Genomic DNA, 20,928 nt, shown 5'->3' with positions numbered 1-20,928 from the left:
AATGGCTATTCTTCTGTTATCACTTCAACTTCCCCCAGGTCTGATCCAGAAAGTATTTTTGAAAAGTTGTTGCTCGCGACTTTCCCGTCAAAGGGATTGGTATTTGATTTGATGTACAGAGCAAGTGCGACTCCTGAAGAGGTAGGGTCTATTGGATCGGCAGCAATCGCAATTAAGTAACCGAAGCTGAGCAGTGTCCACTTGGTATTCAAGACGCAAAAACCTTCCTCTGCCAGGTGCTTGACTTCTGTTGCTCCAAGATTCTTTTACGCTGAGTTCTTTATCTTTCTGATCAATTCTGGTGGCTGTCCTGAAGCCTTGAAGCGTAAAAAGAAGTTCGGCTGCCTTTTGAGGATTTCTTCCGGCTTCTTTATTTGAGTTTTTATTATAAATGCGGTTATGCCGGCAAAGGCGACTAGCCGGAAAATCTCTTGGGTGCTCATGCGAATACTCGTCTCCGTAACAATTTTGCTAGCCGCTTGAGATTTTCTGTGTTTGTGCTTGATTTCTTTGGTGTTGTTTGTGAGTGTTATTGAAAGGCTTCCTGTTCTTTTTCTGCAGCCACTCACGTAGCCACCCAGCCCATCGCCAAAGATTTCACAGCCCTGCCCCATGCCTTCTTCTGCCGTCCAGCGGAAGTCGTCGGACCTGAGTTGATTGGCTGCAGGTTGGTGAAACGCCAAGACAACGGAAGCATGCTATGGGGCGTGATCGTTGAAACCGAGGCATATTCCCAGGACGATCCCGCCTGTCATGGCTACCGTCGCCGTTCACCGCAAAACGAAACCCTGTTCGGTGAACCTGGGCGCTTTTATTTGTATGTCAGCTACGGCATCCACCACTGCGTGAATGTGGTGACGGATCGACCTGAATGGGCCAATGGTGTTTTGTTGAGGGCGATTGCACTGCCGGATGAACCGGAACGCGTCGCGGCAGGGCCAGCTTTATTGGCGCGTCGCTTTGGTTTGGATCGCTCCCATGACAGAGCAGCCGTCACAGGAGAGAATGACGTGTGGCTGGCACCTAGGCCGGCTGCTTTCGGTACGCCAACGATTGTGAGCACAACCAGGATCGGTATCTCTCAAGGACAAGACATTCCTTGGCGTTGGTATCTGAAGAACTGTCGCAGCATTAGTCGCCGTGCCAAGGGAGATCGCACGCCGCCTTTGCAACAAGCCTGGGCTCCTGTTGCTATTGATGGTCAATGAGCGGTTGGTCCCATCGACACATTCTTGATCTGGCCAGCTTCTCCCTTGAGGATTACACCTCTGTTCTGGAGCTAGCGCATCGCTTCCGTTCTATGCCTGTCACGGGTGCGCGCAAGTTGCCGGCGTTGCAGGGGCGTTTGGTGGCAACGTTGTTTTTTGAGCCCAGTACGCGCACCCGTAGCAGCTTTGAGTTGGCGGCCCGTCGTCTTTCGGCTGATGTGCAGAGTTTCACTCCAGCTAGCAGTTCACTCAGCAAAGGCGAGACTGTGCTTGATACAGCTCGCACCTATGTGGCGATGGGGGCTGATGTGCTGGTGGTGCGTCATAGCTCTACCAGTGTTCCCGAACAACTTGCTTGTGCTTTAGATCGTTCAGGCGAACGCACGGCTGTGCTCAATGGTGGCGATGGGCTGCATAGCCATCCCAGCCAGGGATTGCTTGACCTCTACACCCTCGCTCATCATTTTGATCCGGATCACCCTCTGCCTGAAGCCCTTCAGGGCAAGCGGATTGTGATCGTTGGAGACGTTCTCCATTCACGTGTGGCGCGATCCAATCTTTGGGCACTCACTGCCTGCGGTGCTGATGTTGTGTTGTGTGGTCCGCCGAGCCTTGTTCCTCAAGATTTTGTCGCTTTTGTCGAGGCGCCACCACCTGGTCAGGCCCATGACCCGGTTCAACATCGTGGTTGTGTGGAGGTGGTGCGAACTCTGGAGCAGGCCTTGCCTGGTGCGGATGCAGTGATGACTTTGAGGTTGCAGAAGGAAAGGATGCATCAGCATTTGCTTACTGATCTAAACCGCTTTCATCGTGATTATGGGCTCACTCACGAGCGCCTCAAGTTATGCGGGAAGCCTGTACCTCTGCTCCATCCTGGGCCTGTGAACAGAGGGGTTGAGTTGGGTGGATCATTACTGGATGATCACTCCATCAGTCTTATCGAAGAGCAGGTGCGCAATGGCATTCCTATACGCATGGCCTTGCTTTATTTGATGGCAGCTGTTGAGTCTTCCCCAGATCCTTCCTTAGAAGCCAGAGGCTGAGAAGCTATGCCTGCGATCTGAGTGCTGTAGTACTTCATGGCGGCTTGTAGTGCTGCGTCCGGTGCTGCGATTGAGGGGCCTAAACCAGGCTGCATTGGGAAATGAGCATCTGGGGCATCAATGTCGATGTGCTGGCTGGGCATTCCCGTGAGCAGCATCGATGAGCGTTGTTGAGACACCACGGCGACTAACCACTTAAAAAGCAGCGTGATGCGGTTCTCTGGGTTGGGCATGAAGGCCAAGTGGGCAAGAGCCCAGCACATCCAGCCAATCCCTCCTGAGAATTTGAAGCCACGCAGATCTGCCACCGCTGCCACACGATCAAGAACCGCCATGCTGCCGAAATCAAACCAGTTGAATGTTGGCCGGGATGACCCACTCACTAGTGCAGCGATGTCTTGGCCCACAAATCCGCCTGCTTGCGTAGCTGGGCCGGCCATGCCAGGTAGGGGGTTCTGATTGGTTGTGTGCCGATAGGAACAGAGATCTCCAACGACTCGGATTTCGGGATGGCCGGCAACGGAGAAGTCTGGTTCCACAACGACTCGCCCGCCCTTGTCGAGTTCACAACCGATCGAGTCGGCCAAATTGCGGCCCAGGTGCGAAGGACGCACGCCAGCGGTCCAGATCACGGTTGCGGCCTGAAGACACTGATCACCATTCGGGGTGCTAATCATTACCTCGCCTGGTTGCATGGACTGCACCCTGCCTTTGAAAACCATTTCTACACCTAGTGATTCGAGAGTCGTGCGGGCTGATTTCGACAATATTTCAGGCATGGCGCGCAGCACCCTTTCGCCAGGATCAACCAAGTAGATCTTGGTTTGGTCAGGATTGAGTTGTTTGAATTCACGGCGCATGGCATTGCGCATTAACTCAGATACGGCTCCTGCCATCTCGCAGCCAGTGGGCCCTGCACCCACAATCACGACGCTCTGTAGGAATTGACGGGCGTTGGGGTCGGGTGTCTGTTCGGCCTGCTCCATCGCCATCAGCAGTCGACGCCGGATTTCTTCGGCGTGCTCAAGGATTTTCATCGGTGGAGCAAAGCTGCGCCATTCCTCATGCCCGAAGTAGGTGCTGCCAGAGCCGGTGGCGAGCACGAGGTAGTCGTAACTCAAGCTTTTGTTATTGAAAACGATCTGTTTGTCTTGCGGATTGAGCTGGGTGACTTCACCGAGCAGAACTTGCACATTGAATTGCCTGCCAACCAACTGTCGTAAGGGGGTGGCCACATCTCCTTTGGAGACAAGGCCTGTAGCGACTTGGTAGAGGAGGGGTTGGAAGAGGTTGAAATTTCTTTTGTCGATCAGAGTGACGCGCACCTCTGTATTGGCGAGAGCTTTGCAAGCACGCACTCCTGCAAACCCACCACCAATGATCACAACATGGGGTGCACGGCGTAGGCGTTCTTCTGGGGGCTCTAATTCGAGGAAGAAGTGCTCTTTGCCCATGCTCCCTCTGATGATGGTGTTGCTTGAAGGATATGGAGCATGTTGGCAATTCCCTTTGAGGTCATGCTTCTCACTTAGATCACAACAACTTGAAGCCTTCTAGGAGCAGGCCGTAAAGCAGACCAATCCTTGCCATATCTAATAATTGACGTGCCAGAACGGCCCGTTTAGGAGCAGGCCACTGGCGCCGTAATCGCACCATCACTTCCCAAATCACCACAGTGAGAAGGGCCCCGATGGGGTCCATGAGGTCTAACGCGCCACTGATCGTTCCAACCGAGCTGCCTAACAGAAAGGTGATTAATAAAACGATCACAAACAATGAGCTTCTCCGCCATGGGTTCACAGCCCAAAATTCCAGTCGCTCTCCTGCTTGACCAACACTGCGTTGAAAGCGAGTGAACTGAAGCTTTTGGGGCATAAGTAAAAACTGGCAGGGTGGGATTGAGTTGAACCCCCATCACCCAGCCTGGAATCCTGCCAGACCCTTTTGCAAAACTTGGAGCGTATGTGTCTTCATTCTCACCAATAGTTAGTGGATTTGAATAAAAAGCTTGCTAGGCAGGGTTTGGTAAGTGATCTGGGCGATTAACTAGCTTCGGCTTTGGCTTTACGCGATGACTTGCCTTCGAGTAGCTCAAGCAGAGCTTCCATTTGTGCCATCACTCCACGCACCTCGCCTGCTTCGGGGAGAAGGCCATCTTCCATGACTCCTTGATGCATTTCTCGTAGCTCTTGGCGGATGTAGCGAAGATGACTCACCACCTGTTCACGTTTTGATTGCGACATTGAGGACCAGATCCTTCTTCACTCTCTTTTAACGCATGGACTGTCAAAGAGTGCTGGTGTCCGCATGTCAGATTTCCTGCAAGGGCAATTAAGGCAAATGTGAGTAGGGCTGAAGGACGTGTGATCACGGTCATCGTGACAAGACCTGCCAGCCCAATCAGGATGTGATGTTTGTGCTTACGGATACTTCGAAGAGGAAACTCCATGGCCTTAAGACTTGTCTAAGCGGATTTGCATCTAACAAGCCTCTCTATAGCAATCGATCTCATTGAGACCTGAATGGAGAATAGGGGATTCGAACCCCTGACCTCTGCGGTGCGATCACAGCGCTCTACCAACTGAGCTAATTCCCCAGCGGCAGGAACCTAGCGTCCAGGCAGAATGGAGCTGCTCCTTGTTTGAGCAAACTCCATGCGGAACTCCAAGGTGCTTTCCATGGATCTTGCTGGTGCGATTACTCCAGAACGTCTTGAGGCCTTTGATGATGAGGCAACTGCGGTACTTGCCAGGCGTCTTGAAGATGACGATTACCCCACCCCCTTTGCCGGGTTGGGCGATTGGCATCTATTGAGGGCTTTGGCGATTCATCGCCCTGAGCTGACAGCTCCATACGTGCATCTGATCGATCAGGAACCCTTCGATGAAGATTGAGGCGGCACGCCCTCTTATGGGTCGTCGTCTGCTTGTAGCAGTCACTGGCAGTATCGCGGCTGTTAAAACACCATTGCTGGTGAGTGCTCTGATCAAGGCCGGCGCTGAAGTGCGTTGTCTTGTGACCCCTAGTGCTGCTCGTCTAGTCAGCCCTGTTGCTCTGGCCAGTCTTAGTAGGCATCGCTGCTACCAGGATGAGGATCAATGGAATTCGAGCGAACCTCGTCCTTTACATGTGGCCCTGGCTGAATGGGCTGAGCTTGTCATTGTCGCTCCTTTAAGTGCTACGAGTCTTGCCCGCTGGACTCAGGGGCTTGCAGAGGGGCTTCTGGCAAGTTTGTTGCTGGCTTGTGAACGGCCGGTGCTTGCAGCGGCAGCAATGAACACTGCCATGTGGTCCAACCCTGCCGTGAGGAGGAACTGGCAAGAGTTGCAGACTGATCCACGCGTGCTGCCATTGGCACCTGAATCTGGGCTGCTGGCCTGTGATCGGATCGGGGATGGCCGCATGGCCGATCCGAAGTTGATTGAGCTGGCTGTGATGAGTGGGCTTTTGCAGGCTGATGAGACAGGCAGGCTGCAACGCGATTGGCAGGGGCGAAGGTTGTTGGTGACCGCTGGATCGACAGTGGAGGTTTTGGATCCAGCCAGGCTGTTGATCAATCGCAGCAGCGGCCGTATGGGGGTGTTGCTGGCGCAGGCAGCGCGGCTACGCGGTGCCCAGGTGGATTTGGTGCATGGTCCTTTGAAATTACCTGTTGCTTGGTTGGAGGGGTTGGCGGCCTATCCAGTGACAAGCGCAGATGAGATGCAGGACATGCTGGCGCAGCTGCAGTCCAAAGCAGATGCAGTGGCAATGGCGGCGGCGGTTGCGGACGTTCGTCGGGTTAATCCTGCTCAGACTGAGAAGCTTTCGAAGGATTGCTTGCTTCAGTCTTTTTCTCAGGGCTGGGAGCAAGTCCCTGACCTTCTCGCTGAGCTCGTTTTAAGGCGACCAGTTGGTCAGGTTCTGCTTGGTTTTGCTGCGCTAACTGGTAATGAAGCTCAGATTCAGCAGCTTGGTGAGGAAAAACGTCTTCGCAAAGGCTGTGATCTGCTGATGGCGAATCCGATTGATCGCCCTGGTCAGGGTTTTGAGGAGGATTTCAATGGTGGTTGGTTGCTTTCTGCCGGTGGCAGCGTTCGTTCTTTACCTGTTACGTCCAAGCTGGCATTGGCGCATCAGTTGCTTGATGCCATTTTGGAGGTTCAGGTCGTGATTTCGACGCCATCTTGATCCGGTAGAGCGATGAAAGTGCGCAGTTGCAGCCTTGAGATATATGGCCAGCCTCCGCTTTTCTCCATGGTCTGAAGCAGGGTGTAAAGGTCTTGACGGTCTTCCGGCAAGCTTTGGTGAAAGGGACCTTCCTGGAATCGCGATGGATCGTTTCAATCTCCCGCAGTAATGGCAGCAGGGTCTCTGCCTGTTTGAGCTCATCGGCCACCTCTCGTAGTTCAGCTATCAGTGGGGCTATACGGCCTTTTATGGCGTGTTCGCTGTGGGTGGTCACTGAGCTCGGTAAGCGACGGGTTGTTGAGAGGTGCAAAAGGCTTGCCGTAACGCCTATTTGTGCCCTGTAGGATCCAAACGATCATTTTGGGCGGTTCATCCCGCAGTTATCTGGCCTTTCGGCTTCTTCCCATGCTGTTTCGTCCTTTGCTGGCCCTGGTGCTGGCTTTCTGTCTCACCTTTGTAGCTGCCCCAAGCAGTGTGTCCGCCGCAATCACAGATGGCGCGGGCGATAGCGATTTCGTTGTTGGCAATGAACGCTCTAATGCACGTTTTGGCAACATCGTTAATACCGGTAGAGCAAACGATTGCCCAACCATCGCCGCGGGTTCAAGTGGATCCATCAGCATTGGTTCTGGCGATACTCTCAGCGACATTTGCTTGCAACCGACTGAGGTGCTTGTGAAGGTTGCTCCTACAAAGCGCAAAAAAGCTGATTTCGCTAAAACAAAGATCATCAGCCCATCCAATAACACCACCATTGAGCAGGTTTTCGGAGACATTTCTGGTTCTGGAGCCTTCGCTGAAAAGGGTGGTATTGACTTTCAATTAATTACCGTCCTCGCTCCTAACGGTGAGGAAGTGCCTTTTGTCTTCTCAGCTAAAGACATGCAGGTGGATTCCAACAGTTCTTCAATCTCTGTTGGTACTGAGTTCAAAGGCACAACAAGGACACCTAGCTATCGCACCAGCAACTTCCTTGATCCCAAAAGTCGCGCTTTGACTACAGGTGTTGACTATGCCCAAGGCCTCGTTGCATTGGGGGGTGATGACAAGGAGCTCCAGACTGAAAACGTGAAGCGCTATATCGATGGCAAGGGTCAAATCACCCTCTCTGTCGATAGTGTTGACGCTGGTTCTAATGAATTTGCTGGCACCTTCGTTGCATTACAGACTGCTGATACAGACATGGGTTCTAAGGAAGCTCGTGATCTCAAGATCTCTGGAGTCCTCTATGGCCGTAAGGGCTGATTAGAAGACTTCTCATCTTTCCTAATCCCAATTAACTGAAGATTTTTCAAGGGGGCCTATGGGCCCCTTTTTTTTGACCATGCTTTAGGTGCGTCTGGTCTGAGCTGATCAAAACCAGCCGTCTGGGAGAATCTCCCGGCATCCCCAGGCTTGTCATGATTGCCAGTCCCTCTGCATCTGCCCAGTCTCCAGGCGTGATCGCCCCCTATGGGGGGAAACTGGTGGATTTGATGGTGGCTCCTGATCAGCAGGAAGCTGTCAAGGCCAGTGCCAACCATGTGTTGGAGTGTTCAGATCGCAATGCTTGCGATGTGGAGTTGCTTGTCGGTGGAGGCTTTTCGCCTGAGCGGGGCTTTATGCACCAGGGTGATTACGACGCTGTTGTTGCAGGCCATCGCACTCTTTCCGGCTATCTTTTCGGCTTGCCAATCGTGATGGATACCGATCGAGAGGATGTAGCGATCGGTGATCGGGTGTTGCTGAGTTACAAGGGTCAGGATTTGGCAGTTCTTCAAGTCGAGGACAAATGGGAGCCCGACAAGGTTGTGGAAGCCAAAGGTTGCTATGGCACCACCTCTCTAGAACATCCCGCTGTGCGCATGATTGCCACTGAACGCAAGCGCTTTTATCTCGGGGGCACTCTGCAGGGTTTGGAGTTGCCCAAGCGCATTTTCCCTTGTAAGAGCCCTGCTCAGGTTCGGGCGGAACTTCCTGCCGGGGAGGACGTTGTTGCCTTTCAGTGTCGCAATCCCATTCATCGTGCTCACTATGAGTTGTTTACGCGAGCCTTGCATGCCAGCAATGTGAGCGAGAACGCTGTTGTGCTAGTGCATCCCACCTGTGGACCAACTCAGCAGGATGATATCCCTGGCGGTGTACGTTTTCAGACCTATGAGCGGTTGGCTGCTGAGGTAGATAATCCCCGCATTCGCTGGGCCTATCTTCCCTATGCCATGCATATGGCAGGTCCGCGCGAAGCCCTGCAACACATGATTATTCGCCGCAATTATGGATGTACTCATTTCATTATCGGTCGTGACATGGCCGGATGTAAGTCCTCCCTTAGCGGCGATGACTTCTATGGCCCTTACGACGCGCAGAACTTTGCACAGGAATGTGCAGTAGAGCTGGCAATGGAAACGGTCCCCTCGTTGAATCTTGTTTTCACTGAAGAGGAGGGCTACGTCACTGCCGAGCATGCTGAGGCTCGTGGATTACATGTCAAGAAGCTGAGCGGTACGCAGTTTCGCAAGATGTTGAGAAGTGGCGAGGAGATCCCTGAGTGGTTTGCCTTCCGTAGCGTGGTTGAGGTGCTGAGAGCCACGTGATTCCCTTAGCCCGAATAACATTCTTTCATTACAGGCAGGAGAATCTTGGATAAACGCTGGCGCAACGTAGGCCTTTACGTTCTTCTGGTGGTCGTGGTGGTCGTGGTCGGAACGGCTTTCCTCGGCAAACCTGGCACGACTGAGCGGGAAACTCTCCGCTACAGCGAATTTGTTGAAGCAGTTCAGGACAACCAAGTGAGTCGTGTGCTGATCTCCCCAGACCAGGCCACCGCTCAGGTTGTTGAAAGCGATGGCCGACGCGCGGATGTCAACCTTGCCCCTGACAAGGACCTTTTGAAGTTGTTAACGGATCACAACGTTGATATTGCTGTTCAACCAACCCGTCAGGCAGGTGCTTGGCAACAGGCCGCCGGAAGTTTGATTTTCCCCTTGTTGTTATTGGGTGGACTTTTCTTTCTCTTCCGACGTTCTCAGAGTGGTGGTGGCGGTGGTAATCCTGCAATGAATTTTGGCAAGAGCAAGGCCAGAGTTCAGATGGAGCCGTCCACTCAGGTCACCTTTAGTGATGTTGCTGGGATCGAAGGGGCAAAGCTTGAACTTACCGAAGTCGTTGACTTTCTCAAAAACCCTGATCGATTTACTGCTGTTGGCGCAAAAATACCCAAAGGTGTTCTGCTTGTAGGCCCTCCTGGAACTGGCAAAACACTGCTTGCCAAAGCAGTGGCTGGTGAAGCGGCTGTGCCGTTCTTCTCGATTTCAGGCTCGGAGTTTGTCGAGATGTTTGTTGGGGTTGGTGCCAGTCGAGTCCGTGACCTATTTGAGCAGGCCAAGAAGAACGCTCCTTGCATTGTTTTTATTGATGAAATTGATGCGGTGGGTCGGCAGCGGGGTGCTGGCCTTGGCGGTGGCAACGATGAGCGTGAGCAGACTCTTAACCAGCTGCTTACTGAAATGGATGGTTTCGAGGGCAATACTGGCATCATCATCGTGGCGGCCACCAATCGGCCTGATGTACTCGATTCGGCGTTGATGCGCCCTGGTCGCTTTGACCGACAGGTTGTTGTGGAGCGCCCTGATTACACCGGTCGCCTGCAGATCCTCAAAGTGCATGCCCGCGATAAGACCCTGTCTAAGGATGTTGATCTCGACAAAGTGGCGCGGCGCACACCAGGCTTCACAGGGGCTGATCTTGCCAACTTGCTCAATGAAGCGGCAATCCTCGCAGCTCGTCGTGAGCTCACAGAAGTAAGCAATGACGAGATTAGCGACGCCATTGAGCGGGTCATGGTTGGTCCTGAGAAGAAGGATCGTGTCATGAGTGAACGGCGTAAGCAACTGGTTGCTTATCACGAGTCTGGTCATGCCCTGGTAGGAGCCCTTATGCCTGATTACGACTCAGTGCAGAAGATTTCCATCATTCCTCGTGGTCAGGCTGGTGGTCTCACATTCTTCACCCCGAGTGAGGAGCGGATGGAGTCGGGTCTCTATTCCAGGGCTTATTTGCAGAACCAGATGGCTGTTGCTTTGGGTGGTCGAGTTGCAGAAGAAATCGTCTACGGCGAAGACGAGGTGACGACTGGTGCATCCAATGACCTTCAACAGGTCGCTCAGGTCGCCAGGCAGATGGTGACGAGGTTCGGGATGAGCGACAAGCTTGGTCCGGTTGCCTTGGGGCGGTCTCAGGGAGGCATGTTTCTTGGTCGTGACATCGCCTCTGAACGCGATTTCTCTGAAGACACTGCAGCGATTATCGATGCAGAGGTCTCTGATCTGGTTGATGTGGCTTACAAGCGTGCCACCAAAGTATTGATCGAGAATCGTTCTGTTCTTGATGAGTTGGCTGATTTGCTTGTCGAGAAGGAAACTATTGATGCTCAGGATTTGCAGGACTTGCTGATCCGTCGCGAAGTCAGGGTTGCCGAATACGTCTGAATGCTGGGGTGATTGTCTTTGTCTTGATAGACAAGAGGTCTGGATAGCCTGACTAGGTACTCACCCTCTGCTTGAGGTAAGGCATAGCCAATAAGACGATCTGGAGTGATCTAGCCCCAGAACGTCTTTGTTTGCGGTTTTCGAGCAGTTGCATCTTGTCGGAGTTCGGCATAGGCCGCTGGCCTGGTCTGCTCATCCTGGGTGGATGTTTTTGATGAGGGAGCTGTAGGAGTGCTTGGCAGGGCTCTGCCTGGGAACAGCTTCTATGAGCTGTCCAGAAGCCTTGCGGTCTTTGGCAGAGCTAGGCCTTGCTTATGCCATGACTTCATCATTGGCATGCCGATCTTCATCAGAAGGCGCGGGATATGTATGAGGTGCTTGTGCCTTGGCTGTTCACTCCCTTTGAGATCCAGCAGGCTTACCGTTGTCGATTGCCGGCTCGTTCAGTTGCTCTCTGCATCAGTTTTTGGGGCTGACTACTGGCGTTAGTTGGTAGGACCGATGGAGGCTTTGCCCTTTGTGATTGTCGCTGGTGGGCTTACGGCTTCAGACTTAAATCCTTGGCTTGATGCTGGTGACGCGATTGCTATGGGGCGAGTGATAGTTCAGCAAGGAGAACTTGACCATGCATTGCACCCTTGTTTGAAGACCTCGACAAGCACATATTGACCTCAACTATTGTTCGACATTTGAGCGGGATGCTACATATAAGATAGTTGTCTTTTCCTAAATGTCTCAACTCACCATCAAGCTCAGCGTTAAAGCCGATGCTCTGATCGCACAGCTTCAGAAGGAGATCTTTAATCGTCGCCGTAAGAAGGTCAGCGCCGCTGGAGTGGTGGAAACTTTGGTTGAAAGCGGTGCCAAGTCTCAGTCGGACAAGCGCTTTGCGACTTCCTGGACCAATTTGATCAAGGACATCGAAAAGGCTGCCAAGCTCGCCAATACCCATGGCAGCAAGCCTTCAAATCTCACTGCTGATGAGTGGGCCATGGTGCTGACTCATCGCAGTCGTGGTCCAGGTAAATCAACGAGTAAGACTCCTGCAAAGAAAGCCTCTGCTGCTAAAGCCCCTGCAAAGAAAGCCTCTGCTGCTAAAGCCCCTGCAAAGAAAGCCTCTGCGGCTAAAGCCCCCGCAAGGAAGGCCTCTGCTGCTAAAGCCCCTGCAAAGAAAGCCTCTGCTGCTAAAGCCCCTGCAAAGAAAGCCTCTGCTGCTAAAGCCCCTGCAAAGAAAGCCTCTGCTGCTAAAGCCCCTGCAAAGAAAGCCTCTGCTGCTAAAGCCCCTGCAAAAAAAGCCTCTGCTGTTAAAGCCCCCACGAAGAAAACCTCTGCTGCCAAGGCCTCCGCGAAGAAGTCTTCCAGCGCATCAGTTGGCACGTCGCGACCAGCTCGCCGTGCACGCAAAGCTAGTGGGAGCAAAAGTCTTGTTGCCTCCACGTCGGTAGCAAAACGCATGGCGAAGGCCGCTGGTCGTCTCGGAACCTCTGTCGTTAGCTCGGCGGTTGGCGCCAACGGTAGCGTTCCATTAGCGCTCAAATGAGCATTTGATGCTTGGAGGTGACTGGCTGGTCCAGTGCCTCCGTTTCGTTTTTTAAGGCCTCGGGCGAATGGGTCAAAACCAACGGTTTTGCCAGTCGTACTAAGAGGCCTTTTTAATTGTCGAGCTAGTGGTTTGGCAGTAGCGATCCCGCTGGTGATTAAGGCAATTCTGCTGTGGCGTTCATGGCTCCATGGCTCCATGGCTCGTGAATCGGCAGCATCACGAGGGGAGAGCGCCATTGGCAGCGCATGCTTTAACTATTTGTCGATGATGATTGAGTAGTAGGACCTTGTGAAAGGGGAATCATTGCTTGGTCTAGGTAGGCGCAGATTTGCTTTACCAGAGACTGCACTGTCCTTGTTGGCGTAAGAGGTGATCAGCGAGTACAAGGGACACCATGGCTTCAACTATCGGTACGGCCCTAGGTAGCACGCAGGGATCATGACGACCTTTGGCAGACAGTGTCGTGGTGTTGCCATCAGCGTCAATTGTTTGTTGATCTTTACGGATGGTGGCTGTTGGCTTGAACGCCACTCGGATCACGATGGACTCACCGTTAGTGATCCCTCCCTGGATGCCACCAGAGTTGTTGGTGGCTGTTCGTAGGCGACCATCATTGCTGGGGAGGAAAGCGTCGTTGTGCTCGCTGCCTTTTAGCAGGGTGCCGCCAAAACCCGAGCCGATCTCAAAGCCCTTGCTGGCAGGTAGTGACATCACGGCCTTGGCGAGGTCTGCCTCAAGCTTGTCGAACACAGGCATCCCCAGACCCATTGGGGCATTACGGACAACACACTCGATCACACCACCGCATGAGTCGCCTTCACGGCTGATGGCTTCAATACGCTCCACCATTTGCGCTGCCATGACTTGGTTCGGGCAACGCACGATGTTTGCTTCGACGTCATCAATGCTGACGTCTTGGGCATTGATTTCGGCCTCCAGGGTGTGAATGCGTTTGACCCATGCCAGTACTTCGGTGTTATGGGTTTTGGTCAGTAATTGCTTGGCAATCGCTCCAGCGGCTACCCGCGCAATCGTCTCTCTTGCGGAGGCTCGCCCTCCACCGCTTCGAGCTTGGATGCCGTACTTCGCCTGATAGGTGGCATCGGCATGGGAAGGTCGAAATGCAACATTCATCTCCTTGTAGTCGCCAGGCTTGTGATCCTTGTTGCGCACCACCATGGCGATTGGTGTTCCAAGGGTTGTGTTGTTGAGCAGACCGCTGAGGATTTCGACTTGATCTTCTTCCTTGCGGGGTGTACTGATCTTGCTTTGGCCAGGTTTGCGTCGATCTAGCTCGGCCTGAATCTTCTGTAGGTCAAGCTCAAGCCTTGGTGGGCAGCCTTCCACGATGACTCCCACGCCCCCTCCATGAGATTCACCGAAGGTGCTGATTCGGAATAGATCCCCAAAGCTGCTGCCCATCAAGAACTCATTCTTATTAGAGAGTAATTAGTCGCTGCGCAGCGGGGAGCTTGCTTTGCTCATCTTCAATTGATGCCGGGAGTTTCAGAGACAACGGCTTGACTGATTAGCGCTTGGGAGAAGCGCGGTCATTGTTAGCGTCGCTTTCAGCTTGAGCAATCGCTGAGATCCTGCGCTCTTGACCAATGGGTTCCGCTTCATCCTTTGAGGTTTCTAGAGGATTTTCCTCGCAGGTAGAGGAGCGTGTGCTGTTGGTGAGGTTGCCCTGCAATCCCATCTTTCCAATTGGGCCGATTTACCTGGCCGATCACCTGCACAAGTGTTTCCCGGATCTTCCTCAACGGATTTTGGATTTGGCTGCTTTGCCTGTGCTGGATGTTGAACGGGTGTTGTTGGCCACGATTGATCAGTTTCGCCCCACCCTGCTGGTTTTTTCTTGGAGAGATATCCAGATCTATGCACCGGTAGATGGCCGCACTGGCAATCCACTGCAGCACTCCTTTGAGGTGTTTTATGCAAGCAATCCTTTGCGACGCCTCCGGGGCGCCTTCGGTGGATTGTTGTTGATGAAAAGCCATTACGGGGAGCTCTGGCGCAATCAGCGACTTGTGCGACATGGGCTGCGAGCTGCTCGTCGCTATGTCAGCCATGCCCGGGCTGTTTTGGGTGGTGGTGCAGTGAGTGTGTTCTATGAGCAACTTGGTCGCTCTTTGCCGAAGGGCACCATCGTGTCGGTGGGGGAAGGGGAGCTCCTGTTGGAGAATTTGCTGCGCGGCGTTTCCCTGAGTGATCAACGCTGTTTTGTGGTGGGTGAGCCAGTGCGAGCTGGTCTGATTCATGAGCAGCCTGAAAGTCGTCCTAAAACCGCCTGCGATTACGACTACATCTCATCGATATGGCCTCAGTTGAATTGGTACCTAGAGGGTGGTGACTTCTACGTCGGTGTACAGACCAAGCGGGGCTGTCCCCACAATTGTTGCTATTGCGTTTACACCGTTGTGGAGGGGAAACAGGTACGGCTCAATCCTGTCAAAGAGGTGGTGGCGGAGATGCGCCAGCTTTATGACCGTGGCGTACGTGGCTTTTGGTTCACTGATGCACAGTTCATCCCCGCCCGCCGATACATTGAGGATGCCAAAAATCTTCTGACGGCGATCCAGGCCGAAGGGCTCAATGGAATTCGTTGGGCCGCCTACATCCGTGCCGACAACCTTGATGCCGAGCTTGCGGAGTTGATGGTTGCAACCGGCATGAGTTACTTCGAGATTGGCATTACCTCAGGGTCTCAGGAGCTCGTGCGCAAGATGCGCATGGGGTACAACCTGCGAACTGTGCTTGAGAACTGTCGGCTGTTAGTCCGCGCTGGCTTCCGTCATCACGTGTCGGTGAACTACTCCTTCAACGTGATTGACGAAAGACCGGAAACGATTCGTCAATCCATCGCCTATCACCGCGAGCTGGAACGGATTTTCGGGCCCGACAAGGTGGAGCCTGCCATCTTCTTCATTGGCCTGCAACCTCACACCCATTTGGAGCAGTACGGCTTTGACCAGGGTTTGATTCAGCCCGGCTACAACCCCATGAGCATGATGCCCTGGACGGCTAGGAAGCTGCTCTGGAACCCTGAACCGATGGGAAGCATTTTCGGAAGAATCTGTCTCGAGGCTTTTGAGACTGAGCCTGGCAATTTCGGACGTACCGTAATGGCCTTGCTTGAGCGGGATTACGGGGTGGCGCCTTTGGAGGAGGCTCTACGGGCTCCAGTGATGGGGCGGGCGGCCTTGGCTAATGCCGTGAGCTGATAGACGAGTAAGGAAGCCATCGCCAGGATGCCGACCACTCCACCGAGGGGGTTGTCAGCTGGCCCGGTGAGCCAAAGCGGCGACTGAGGGGAAAATTGGATGAGGCCGGATTGGAGGGCAAACCAGCCACCCACCAAACCTCCGTGCAGTCCTACACATCCCCAGAGGGAGCCATGGTCGAGGCGCCTGCGAATGGCCAGCACCAGGCCCAGTAGGAACAGCCCGCTCAGCAGGCCGAGCATTGGCCAGATCCCAATGTTGAAGCGTGTGTGCACCAGGCTGAAAATCAGGGCTTGAATGGGCACTGCCAGCCGTGCTCCGATCAGTAGCTTGAGCTCTCCCCAGAGCCATCCGCGGAATAGCAGCTCTTCCAGCAAGCCCACGACGAGGCAGAGCAGAATGGCATTGAGCTGTTTCTCGGCGTTGAGGTCCCCTAGCCAGTAGCCCCAATGGCCGCTGATCGTGATCACGCTGATGAGCAGCAGCAGGGCCCCTGCCCCGGCCAATCCGAGGAGCAAGGGTTTCACAAGGGTGTTGCCAACGTCTGCACCAGTGATGCCCAAGCTGCGCCATGGATGTTGGTTGATCCAGCGGGCCCTAACCCAGCCAGGCAGTAGCACTAGAAAAAGCAGTGCACTGCAGAGGGTTCCCAGCAGGCCGCGCCATTGGAGCGGCAGCCCTGGCAGGAAAAGGACAGTTGGTTGCATGATCAGCCAGCCCAACCCGTAGAGCAGGGGGATCAGGGTCACTGTCGGCAACCAGCGCCAACGTTGGTTTAACCATGCTGACCAGAGCGGGTGTAGGCCAGACCTGTTCAGCTTTCCTGTTCCAGTGTGCTGGTCAGCCCCTTGGCTTTCAGTGTTTCGCAGTAGAACTCGGCTGGTTCGAGGTCGCAGACGATCACCAGCCCGACGCCGGTGTTATGGGCTTCCAGCATCACGGCCATGGCGTCCTGCTCGCTTAGCTGGGGTACGACCTGCTGGAGGGTGACCACCACGTATTCCATGGAGTTCACCGGATCGTTGTGAAGAAGCACCTTGTAATGAGGCGATTGCTTGCGGATCCGCTCGGTTTGCTTTTCGAGGACGGCGGCACCACCGGGAGTGGGGCTGGGGGCATTCACCGCCATGGCCAGGACGATCGGGACGGCTCCAATGTACGTGGGCCGCTCACCCATGGTGCAGATGGTGGGCAATCCCAGCTTCAATGGCGGGGGATTGATTCTGTGGTTTCAGAGGGCACGGATCCGACGCATGGCTTCGTCTACATTGACGCGACTGTTGAAGGCGGAGAGACGGAAGTAGCCTTCGCCTGCAGCACCGAAACCGCTGCCTGGGGTGCCTACCACGTGGGCGTTTTGGAGCAGATGATCGAAGAAGCCCCAGGAATCCATGTCGTCTGGTGTCTTCAGCCACACATAGGGCGCATGCTCACCACCATGCACTTCGATCCCGGCGGCCGTAAGTTCCCTGCGGATGATGGCGGCGTTTCTCATGTAGAAGCTCACTAGCGCATTGATCTCCCCCTGGCCTTGGGCGGAGTAAACCGCTTCGGCGCCACGCTGAATGATGTAGCTGACTCCGTTGAACTTGGTGCTTTGGCGCCTGTTCCAGAGATTCCAGAGTTCCACATCTGATCCATCGTCGCTTTTGCCCTTCAAGCCTTTCGGTACCACCGTGAAGGCGCAACGGGTGCCGGTGAATCCAGCATTCTTGGAGAACGATCTGAATTCGATGGCACACTCGCGAGCGCCCTCGATCTCATAGATCGAATGCGGCAGGTCGGGGTTCTGGATGAACGCCTCATAGGCAGCGTCAAACAAAATCAAGACACTGTTGGTGCGGGCATAGTTCACCCACTCCTGGAGCTGGGCTCTTGTGGCTACCGCTCCGGTGGGGTTGTTGGGGAAACACAGATAGATCAGATCGACTGGTTCGGAGGGGATCTTGGCTGCAAACCCATTTTCGGCGTTGATTGGCAGGTAGCTCAAGCCTGCGTAGCGGCCGCTTTGATTGGCGTCGCCGGTGCGACCTGCCATCACGTTGCTGTCGACATAGACCGGATAAACCGGATCTGTAACGGCGATGCGATTGCTGCTCCCAAGGATGTCGAGGATGTTGCTGCTGTCGCACTTCGATCCGTCGGAGACAAAGATCTCGTCGGCATTGATCTGACAGCCTTTGGTCTGGAAATCATGCTTGGCGATCGCTTCGCGCAGCCAGTCGTAGCCCTGCTCAGGGCCATAGCCATGGAAGCCAGTGTTGGTACCCATCTCGTCGATGGCGACCTTCATCGCGTTTCTGCATGCCAGTGGCAGAGGTTCGGTTACATCGCCGATGCCGAGGCGGATGAGCGCAGCATCCGGGTTGGCTTCACTGAAGCTTTTGATCCGCCTGGCGATTTCGGGGAATAGATATCCCGCCTTGAGTTTGAGGTAGTTGCTGTTGACCTGAACCACTGATGAGCTGGCTGTCTTGGCAGGCATCTTGCTACGTCACGGGGCCTTGCGCTGTGTCGGGGGGGTGGCCAGTGTTGTCCATACATACGATGGGATTAGTGCCCTGTTGGCCATGACCGTCGCCTCACCCCGTCTGGAGCCGGTGGATTTCGACAGCCTGGTCAATGCCGGGATCAATCGCCCTGCCCGTTACATGGGCCATGAGTTGGGGGTGGAGTCTCGTGATTGGCAGGCCTCTCGGGTGCGCTGGGCTCTCTCCTACCCGGAGATCTACGAGGTTGGCGCGAGCAATCAGGGCCACATCATTCTTTATTCGATTCTCAACGCAGTTCCAGGTCAGCTTTGTGACAGGGCCTATCTCCCCGCTCAGGACCTGGCCCAGCGCTTGCGGGATCTTCGGCAGCCTCTGTTCGCGGTGGAGAGTCGCCGTCCTCTCCAGGCCTTCGACATCCTTGGCTTCAGTCTCTGTTATGAGCTTGGAGCCACAAACATCCTTGAGATGCTTGATCTGGCAGAGATTCCTTTGTTGGCAAGCGATCGTGGTGATCAGCCCCTGAATGATCTAGCAGCACCACCATTGATCTTTGCTGGCGGACCAACGGCTACCAGTAACCCTGAGCCCTATGCCGCTTTTTTTGATTTTGTAGCCCTTGGCGATGGTGAAGAGCTGCTGCCTGAGATTGGTTTGGTAGTGGCTGACGCTAAGGCCAATGGACTGAGTCGCTCAAGTCTTTTGCAGGACTTAGCTCAGGTGCCTGGCGTTTACGTGCCGTCTCTTTACGGTCAAGGCCCTGATGGCACCTCCATCGTTCCTTTGGAGCCTGCTGCGCCGGCCAAGATTCTGCGACGGGTGGCCAAGCCGATGCCTCACTACGCCATGGGTTTGGTTCCACATATCGAAACGGTGCATGATCGACTCAAGGTGGAGATTCGTCGCGGTTGTACTCGTGGTTGTCGTTTTTGCCAGCCCGGCATGCTCACACGTCCAGCTCGGGATGTTGATCCGGAGGCGGTGATTGAAGCAGTGCACAATGGTATGAAGCGAACGGGATATAGCGATTTTTCGTTGTTGTCGCTCAGTTGCAGCGATTACTTGGCTCTGCCAGCCGTTGGTGTGGAGTTGCGAAATCGTTTGGCGGATCAGAATGTGACCCTTCAGCTGCCCAGCCAACGGGTCGATCGCTTTGATGATGATATCGCTCACATCGTTGGCGGTGCTCGTCAGGCCGCTCTCACCTTCGCGCCGGAGGCTGGCAGTCAGCGCTTGCGGAACGTTGTCAATAAAGGTCTGACGAACGCCGACCTGCTGCAGGGGATCCGCACGGCGATGCAGAACGGCTTTCGCAAGGTCAAGCTCTACTTCATGATCGGATTGCCGAGCGAAACGGATGAGGATGTGCTTGGCATTGCCGATACCTGTCAGATGTTGCAGGAGCAGTGCAGGGATCTTGGGCGATTGAACCTGAAGATCACGGTTAGTAACTTCACTCCAAAGCCACATACGCCTTTTCAGTGGCACAGCGTATCTACGCAAGAACTGCAGCGACGTCAGCAAAAGCTGCAACAGGCATTTCGGGCGCTCAGAGGCGTAAAGGTTAATTTCACTGATGTGCGCCTCTCCGCCATGGAGGACTTTGTCGGTCGCGGTGATCGTCGTCTCTCGTCGGTGATCGAGGCAGCCTGGCGGGCGGGGGGAGGCATGGATGCTTGGTTCGAGGCCCTTGATCGCACTTATCAGGCCTGGGTCTGGGCTATTGCAGCTGCAGGGCTGGAGGGCCGATATAGGGATCTGGAGTTAGGGAGCTGGGGAGCGACCTCAGCCCTCAATCGCGATGATCTGAGCAGCTTCTGCGCTCAGTCTCTGCCGTGGGATCACATTGATACGGGCATTGATAAGAGCTGGCTGGCAGAGGATCTGCAACGTGCCTTGACGGCAACGGTGGTGCCTGACTGTTCTTTCGAAGGCTGTAGTAGTTGTGGCGTCTGTGGTTCTGAAATGGGTCACAACGAGGTGGTGCCACCGCCGCCTGTGCCAGATCGGCAGCTTCAGAAAACTCCTTTAACGAAGCGAGCCTGTCGCATCCGTCTGCGATTTGCAAAAACTGGTTCGATGGCCCTTCTTAGTCATCTGGATGTCATGCGTCTGCTTGAAAGAGCACTGCGGCGCAGTGGTTTGCCAGTGAGTTACAGCGGTGGGTTTCATTCCCTGCCCCGTTTGCAAATAGCTCTGGCTTTGCCTTTGGGGGTAGAGGCCTTTGGGGAATGGATGGATCTCGAGTTTGTGGAGCCGGTGGAGGCCGAGACCATGCGTCAGCAGCTTCAGGCCACCTTGCCGCAGGGACTCTCTTTGCTTAGTGCGGAATCTGTGCCTGTAGGCGGTAGCAGTCTCTCTCAGTTGCTGGTTGCAGCCTCATGGCGCTTTGATTTGGCTATTGAGTCTGAGAAGCCATCGACGTGGGATCAGTGGCAAGTAGCTGTCGAGTCCTTGAAGGAAGCTCATGAACTGCTGTGGAATGACATTGACAAGAAGGGACGGCCGCGTCAACGAGACTGCCGGCCAGCATTGCGTGAACTTCAACTGTGCAACAGATGCGAGCAGGGAGGTGAGTCTCTTTGCTTAGACGCCGTTCAACTGCGTCTGGAGGCAAGCATTGATTCGATGGGCCGTAGCCTTAAACCTGTTCAGGTGCAGCATTGGCTTGCAGAGCAGATGGGTGAGCCCTTGCGCATGAGCGGTGTGCAAAGGCAGGAACTCAAGTTGCTGCAGTGTTAGAGTCAAAATATGACGTGAATGCAGGGGCAATTTATGCCACTGG

The 20,928-nt window shown here is 54.4% G+C and carries 21 protein-coding genes and 1 tRNA gene; 9 read left to right on the top strand and 13 right to left on the bottom strand.

The window, feature by feature from the left end; all coding sequences use genetic code 11:
* Positions 1-5: 5 nt before the first annotated feature.
* Positions 6-212 (bottom strand): hypothetical protein, encoded by a 207-nt coding sequence (locus SIB66_RS00945; RefSeq protein ID WP_236070363.1) that lies wholly within the window; start codon positions 210-212, stop codon positions 6-8.
* Between the two features lie 54 nt (positions 213-266).
* Positions 267-683 (bottom strand): hypothetical protein, encoded by a 417-nt coding sequence (locus SIB66_RS00940; RefSeq protein ID WP_063421935.1) that lies wholly within the window; start codon positions 681-683, stop codon positions 267-269.
* Between SIB66_RS00940 and SIB66_RS00935 the strand changes: the two genes are divergently transcribed.
* Together SIB66_RS00935 and SIB66_RS00930 are read left to right on the top strand one after the other, a co-directional pair.
* A complete protein-coding gene (locus SIB66_RS00935; protein ID WP_063407280.1) occupies positions 585-1,208 on the top strand; it encodes a DNA-3-methyladenine glycosylase in 624 nt (207 codons plus the stop codon). The genes SIB66_RS00940 and SIB66_RS00935 overlap by 99 nt on opposite strands.
* Positions 1,205-2,251, top strand: coding sequence for an aspartate carbamoyltransferase catalytic subunit (locus tag SIB66_RS00930; protein WP_063407279.1), 1,047 nt, complete (start codon positions 1,205-1,207; stop codon positions 2,249-2,251). The genes SIB66_RS00935 and SIB66_RS00930 overlap by 4 nt, the downstream gene beginning before the upstream one ends.
* On the opposite strand, the gene SIB66_RS00925 is transcribed toward SIB66_RS00930, so the two are convergent.
* From SIB66_RS00925 to SIB66_RS00910, 4 genes are all read right to left on the bottom strand, one after another.
* Entirely contained in the window at positions 2,194-3,705 is a 1,512-nt protein-coding gene (locus SIB66_RS00925; RefSeq protein ID WP_063407278.1) for an NAD(P)/FAD-dependent oxidoreductase, read from the bottom strand. The two genes, SIB66_RS00930 and SIB66_RS00925, sit on opposite strands and share 58 nt — an antisense overlap.
* Before the next feature lie 79 nt (positions 3,706-3,784).
* Entirely contained in the window at positions 3,785-4,126 is a 342-nt protein-coding gene (locus tag SIB66_RS00920) for a DUF565 domain-containing protein (RefSeq protein WP_063398914.1), read from the bottom strand.
* 167 nt (positions 4,127-4,293) lie between these two features.
* Positions 4,294-4,494 carry a hypothetical protein gene (locus SIB66_RS00915; RefSeq protein ID WP_011131171.1) on the bottom strand — a complete coding sequence of 67 codons (201 nt, stop codon included), beginning with the start codon at positions 4,492-4,494 and terminating at the stop codon, positions 4,294-4,296.
* Positions 4,495-4,774: 280 nt separating this feature from the next.
* Positions 4,775-4,847 (bottom strand) — tRNA-Ala (locus SIB66_RS00910).
* A 58-nt stretch (positions 4,848-4,905) separates the two neighbouring features.
* Between SIB66_RS00910 and SIB66_RS00905 the strand changes: the two genes are divergently transcribed.
* Together SIB66_RS00905 and coaBC are read left to right on the top strand one after the other, a co-directional pair.
* Entirely contained in the window at positions 4,906-5,145 is a 240-nt protein-coding gene (locus tag SIB66_RS00905) for a DUF2555 domain-containing protein (protein WP_063405053.1), read from the top strand.
* The gene (gene coaBC / locus SIB66_RS00900) at positions 5,135-6,421 is read left to right on the top strand and encodes a bifunctional phosphopantothenoylcysteine decarboxylase/phosphopantothenate--cysteine ligase CoaBC (protein WP_063407277.1); all 1,287 of its coding nucleotides are present in this window, start codon (positions 5,135-5,137) and stop codon (positions 6,419-6,421) included. Before SIB66_RS00905 ends, coaBC begins: the two co-directional genes overlap by 11 nt.
* Here the strand turns inward: coaBC and SIB66_RS00895 are convergent.
* On the bottom strand, positions 6,394-6,531 hold the full coding sequence (locus SIB66_RS00895) for a hypothetical protein (RefSeq protein ID WP_328585321.1): 138 nt from the start codon (positions 6,529-6,531) through the stop codon (positions 6,394-6,396). The genes coaBC and SIB66_RS00895 overlap by 28 nt on opposite strands.
* Positions 6,532-6,826: 295 nt before the next feature.
* Between SIB66_RS00895 and SIB66_RS00890 the strand changes: the two genes are divergently transcribed.
* The 3 genes from SIB66_RS00890 (at position 6,827) to ftsH3 (ending at position 10,887) form a co-directional block, all read left to right on the top strand.
* Positions 6,827-7,666, top strand: a complete 840-nt coding sequence (locus SIB66_RS00890) for a photosystem II manganese-stabilizing polypeptide (protein WP_063405421.1) — start codon at positions 6,827-6,829, stop codon at positions 7,664-7,666.
* Positions 7,667-7,821: 155 nt separating this feature from the next.
* Positions 7,822-8,994 (top strand): sulfate adenylyltransferase, encoded by a 1,173-nt coding sequence (sat, locus tag SIB66_RS00885; protein ID WP_063407276.1) that lies wholly within the window; start codon positions 7,822-7,824, stop codon positions 8,992-8,994.
* 45 nt (positions 8,995-9,039) lie between these two features.
* The gene (gene ftsH3, locus SIB66_RS00880) at positions 9,040-10,887 is read left to right on the top strand and encodes an ATP-dependent zinc metalloprotease FtsH3 (protein WP_063407275.1); all 1,848 of its coding nucleotides are present in this window, start codon (positions 9,040-9,042) and stop codon (positions 10,885-10,887) included.
* A gap of 586 nt (positions 10,888-11,473) precedes the next feature.
* Here the strand turns inward: ftsH3 and SIB66_RS00875 are convergent.
* The 3 genes from SIB66_RS00875 to aroC form a co-directional block, all read right to left on the bottom strand.
* Positions 11,474-11,839: a hypothetical protein gene (locus tag SIB66_RS00875; RefSeq protein ID WP_063407274.1), complete on the bottom strand. Its 366-nt coding sequence runs from the start codon at positions 11,837-11,839 to the stop codon at positions 11,474-11,476.
* Between the two features lie 50 nt (positions 11,840-11,889).
* Positions 11,890-12,666 (bottom strand): hypothetical protein, encoded by a 777-nt coding sequence (locus SIB66_RS00870; protein WP_063407273.1) that lies wholly within the window; start codon positions 12,664-12,666, stop codon positions 11,890-11,892.
* Positions 12,667-12,763: 97 nt separating this feature from the next.
* On the bottom strand, positions 12,764-13,852 hold the full coding sequence (aroC, locus tag SIB66_RS00865; protein ID WP_063407272.1) for a chorismate synthase: 1,089 nt from the start codon (positions 13,850-13,852) through the stop codon (positions 12,764-12,766).
* A 185-nt stretch (positions 13,853-14,037) separates the two neighbouring features.
* Between aroC and SIB66_RS00860 the strand changes: the two genes are divergently transcribed.
* Positions 14,038-15,654 (top strand): photosystem II high light acclimation radical SAM protein, encoded by a 1,617-nt coding sequence (locus SIB66_RS00860; protein WP_063407271.1) that lies wholly within the window; start codon positions 14,038-14,040, stop codon positions 15,652-15,654.
* Here SIB66_RS00860 and SIB66_RS00855 read toward each other — a convergent pair.
* The 3 genes from SIB66_RS00855 to SIB66_RS00845 form a co-directional block, all read right to left on the bottom strand.
* A complete protein-coding gene (locus SIB66_RS00855; RefSeq protein WP_063407666.1) occupies positions 15,576-16,361 on the bottom strand; it encodes a type II CAAX prenyl endopeptidase Rce1 family protein in 786 nt (261 codons plus the stop codon). The genes SIB66_RS00860 and SIB66_RS00855 overlap by 79 nt on opposite strands.
* Positions 16,362-16,468: 107 nt before the next feature.
* The gene (clpS, locus tag SIB66_RS00850) at positions 16,469-16,783 is read right to left on the bottom strand and encodes an ATP-dependent Clp protease adapter ClpS (RefSeq protein WP_041385209.1); all 315 of its coding nucleotides are present in this window, start codon (positions 16,781-16,783) and stop codon (positions 16,469-16,471) included.
* A gap of 102 nt (positions 16,784-16,885) precedes the next feature.
* Entirely contained in the window at positions 16,886-18,112 is a 1,227-nt protein-coding gene (locus SIB66_RS00845) for an LL-diaminopimelate aminotransferase (RefSeq protein ID WP_063407664.1), read from the bottom strand.
* 112 nt (positions 18,113-18,224) lie between these two features.
* Here SIB66_RS00845 and SIB66_RS00840 point away from each other — a divergent pair, with 112 nt between their 5' ends.
* Positions 18,225-20,885 (top strand): TIGR03960 family B12-binding radical SAM protein, encoded by a 2,661-nt coding sequence (locus SIB66_RS00840; RefSeq protein WP_063407665.1) that lies wholly within the window; start codon positions 18,225-18,227, stop codon positions 20,883-20,885.
* Positions 20,886-20,928 lie beyond the last annotated feature (43 nt).

The organism is Prochlorococcus sp. MIT 1318, from assembly GCF_047304505.1.
Lineage (GTDB): Bacteria > Cyanobacteriota > Cyanobacteriia > PCC-6307 > Cyanobiaceae > Prochlorococcus > Prochlorococcus marinus_D.
Note: the sequence above shows the minus strand (reverse complement) of the source record. Positions and strands in the feature narration are given on the sequence as shown.